Genomic DNA, 3,376 nt, shown 5'->3' with positions numbered 1-3,376 from the left:
AAAATTTCTTTTGTGCAAAACAGACTTTTTCATAATCTAACCCGATGTACAACCCTTCTGTGAGATTTCCGCGTCGACCTTCAGGTTCTTAGAGCCTGAATCAGAAAGAGGTTTGATTGATTTTCCGCAGAACTCTGCGGATATGGGCGATCGTCAACCACGCGCAGGATGACGAGAGTGTTGCCTCGACATCCTTCGTGAGGCGACGGCAGCGTCCGAGCCATGCAAAGCTGCGCTCCACGATCCAGCGTTTGGGCAGGACGACGAAGCCTTCGGCCCGATCGCTACGCTTGACGATTTCGATCGTCCATCGGCCGAGTCCAGCCAGCGCATCACGCAACGTCTCGCCAGCATACCCGCCGTCACCGATCAGGTGGCGAAGCCTGGGGAATAATGAGCGTATTCTGGTCGCTACCAGCGGCGCGCCGTCACGATCCTGAATGTCGGCGGGATGCACGACGGCTGCCACGACATGACCCTGCGTGTCGGTCGTGATATGCCGCTTGCGGCCCCTGATCTTCTTGCCCGCGTCATAACCGCGTGGACCGCCGTTTTCGGCAGTTTTAACCGACTGGCTGTCAATAATACCTACCGAAGGCGTGGCGCCTCGCCCGTCCTGCTCACGCGACAGGATCACGAGAATATAGTTCATCGCTTCCCATTGTCCCTCGCGGATCCAACGGTAGAAATAACCCTGCACGGTCGTGAAAGCGGGAAAGTTACGAGGCAATTGTCGCCACTGGCACCCCGTAGTGACGATATAAAGGATTGCCTCCATGACCCGGCGCAAATCCGTACGTCGTGGTCTCCCCAGTCGTTTCCTCTCGGGCATCAGAGGCGCAATCAGCGCCCACTCCGCATCGCGAAGGTCGCTTGCATACTCCAGGTCGTCCCGGCGATACTGCGCGCGGGTGATTTCAGTCCAGGCCATCTTGATCTCATCAGGTTCTCGCAAACCCATGAATCATAACCTGCTGAAATCACTCAAATCATTTTCGGTCAGACACTAAGTCATAATTTAATATGCCGTGCCCGTTGGCTCGTGACATGTTTTGTCATGATTTATCTGCCAGGGAATGGAAACGCGGCATGACCCACAATTCGACTAAAGCAGATCCGGCCCCGCTGGGGCTGATGGGGTTTGGTATGACGACTGTCCTGCTCAACCTGCATAACGCCCATATCGTTCCAATGGGCGCGGCCATCCTTGCGATGGGGCTGGTATTCGGGGGCGCAACGCAGTTTGTTGCAGGCCTTCTGGAATATGCGAACAACAATACTTTCGGCATGACAGCGTTCATGTGCTACGGCGCATTCTGGCTGTCGCTTGTCGTGCTGCTGTTCCTGCCGCACTGGGGGCTTGCGCCTGCATCCTCGCCCGCCCTGATGGGCAGTTACCTGCTGATGTGGGGCCTGTTCACCGCTATCATGACGATCGGTACACGACACGCCTCGCGTATGCATCAGGTAGTGTTCGCCAGCCTGACGCTGTTGTTTGTTCTGCTAGGCAGTGCCGAAATCCTTGAACAACCGATGCTGACGGTTGTAGCGGGATATGAAGGTCTTTTCTGCGGCTTCAGTGCGATCTGTCTGGCAGCGATGGAACTTCTTGCAGGTCAGTCCAGGCATGTCGTGGTGCCTGTCGGCGTGGCAGGCGTGCCGACAGAGGTTGCTGCCTGAGTGGAAATTCTAAAAAACCACTGTGAAAATCATGCGTCAGGCAGATATGGCCTTTGATGGTCAGCGAATAGCGCCAGCCCGTGGCACGAGTCCGCGTAATCAACTCGCGCGCTGACTTGTGCCAACGCATTTTCATGCCGCTACGTCCTGCGGGCGGTAGGCGGACAGATAAGCCTCGAGGGTCAGTTCCGTGGTGGGGCGGCCGCGCTTGGCTGCCATATCGGCCCATTGCCGCTTGGCGCGGCCGTAATCTCCCAGTTCCTGCACCAGCGCGGACAATGCCCGTTGATCCTCGATCAGATCCGCGTGGGCCTGCTTCTCCCAGTCCTGCATGACTGGCGATGGCGCGGGCTCAGGCAGGTCTGCCGAGATCTGATGCTGCGCCCATGCAGCCCGCACCGGCTTGTCGAAGCAGCCGGCATGTTGCGGTATTTCGCGGTTCTGATGCATTGCAGCCGTATGGTCGGCCACGGCCTGGACGATCACCGGCTCGGGTATGCCAGCCTGCAGCCATTTGCGGACAATGCCCGTATGCCGCCGCGTGCTGTCCTTGGGGAAGCCTGCCGCCTCCATGACGGCCCGCACGGCCTGGTCGAGGGTGGCGTCATCGATGACGGTCTCAGTCTGGGCAAAACCGGTTTCGGCAGATTCAGATATAGATGAATTAATTTCCTTATCTTTATCTATATCTAGGGAAACCTCAGAACCCAAAACTGAAACCGAACCCCCGGAAACCGAAAACCGGTTTTTGTTTAGGTTTCGGTTTTGGGTTTCTGCCGGAGCGGGCAGGGACACCATGAGCGGGATGTTGCGCTGGCGGGTTGCGGCCTCGGCTTCCTGCGCGCGGCGGATATTCGCCTGCTCGGCCGTCTCGCCCTTGCGCGGGCGGCCACCACTGCCACCATTGATCTTGGCATGGTGGCCTCGCAGCGTGTCATCAGCCGGAATTATCCCCGCCGCCTGGGCAGCCTCGAACCGCCGCAGGTTGTCCTCACGCTCGGCACGCTTCCGGGCACGCTCCTGCCGCTGTATCTCGCGCTGCAGCAGGTGGGGGCTGTATAGCGTGCCTTCATCATCCCGCGCGGCGAAGCCCCATTGCTCGATCAGGGGCAGCGTGCGCGCCAGCGTGGTCGGGCTTTCGCATATGAAGGCCGCGATCTCGTCATCGGATCGCATGTGCGTGCCACTGCGCATCACTACCATCCGGTTGGCCTTGAGCGTATCGAACAGGGAATGCGCCACGCCACGCGCCTCGGCAGGCATGGTGCGGATCAGTGTCCAGGCCGGCACGGTATCGGCATCAAAATCAGCGACTGTAGGCAGACAGGTCATGCGTCGCCTTCCTTGTTCTGGGGAGGGCATTCATGGGGGCAGTCCGCGCACCGGGCGCGCATGCGCTCGAGCTCATCCAGCGCATGGCGCAATGCCTGACCTGATCGCCATGACCTGGAGCAGCTTCGACGGTGATATCATTGAGGTCGTGCAGGAAAAAACGGGCGCCAAGGTATGGATCCCGTGCCACCCGGAACTGAAGGCGGCCCTCGAGAAGGAACTGACCCTGCGCACGGCGCAGACCATCCTGACAGGCGCCACAGGCAAACCGTGGGAACTCGGACCATTGTGAGTGCTGGTTGTAATCTCCCCAAATGTGCTGGTTGAAAATTCCCCAGTTTGAGAACTGTGCGTGATCGTCATG

Annotated in this window: 4 protein-coding genes; 2 read left to right on the top strand and 2 right to left on the bottom strand. The window is 58.8% G+C overall.

Features of this window, described 5'->3' with window-relative positions:
• Positions 1-100: 100 nt before the first annotated feature.
• Positions 101-931: an IS5 family transposase gene (locus tag DV027_RS17070; RefSeq protein ID WP_130732973.1), complete on the bottom strand. Its 831-nt coding sequence runs from the start codon at positions 929-931 to the stop codon at positions 101-103.
• 158 nt (positions 932-1,089) lie between these two features.
• Between DV027_RS17070 and DV027_RS17065 the strand changes: the two genes are divergently transcribed.
• Positions 1,090-1,680 (top strand): acetate uptake transporter, encoded by a 591-nt coding sequence (locus DV027_RS17065; protein ID WP_130732972.1) that lies wholly within the window; start codon positions 1,090-1,092, stop codon positions 1,678-1,680.
• 132 nt (positions 1,681-1,812) lie between these two features.
• On the opposite strand, the gene DV027_RS17060 is transcribed toward DV027_RS17065, so the two are convergent.
• Entirely contained in the window at positions 1,813-3,012 is a 1,200-nt protein-coding gene (locus tag DV027_RS17060; protein ID WP_130732971.1) for a hypothetical protein, read from the bottom strand.
• A gap of 91 nt (positions 3,013-3,103) precedes the next feature.
• Here DV027_RS17060 and DV027_RS17055 point away from each other — a divergent pair, with 91 nt between their 5' ends.
• The gene (locus DV027_RS17055; protein WP_242621999.1) at positions 3,104-3,304 is read left to right on the top strand and encodes a site-specific integrase; all 201 of its coding nucleotides are present in this window, start codon (positions 3,104-3,106) and stop codon (positions 3,302-3,304) included.
• Positions 3,305-3,376: the final 72 nt, after the last annotated feature.

Source organism: Komagataeibacter xylinus (genome assembly GCF_004302915.1).
GTDB classification, from domain to species: domain Bacteria; phylum Pseudomonadota; class Alphaproteobacteria; order Acetobacterales; family Acetobacteraceae; genus Komagataeibacter; species Komagataeibacter xylinus_C.
Note: the sequence above shows the minus strand (reverse complement) of the source record. Positions and strands in the feature narration are given on the sequence as shown.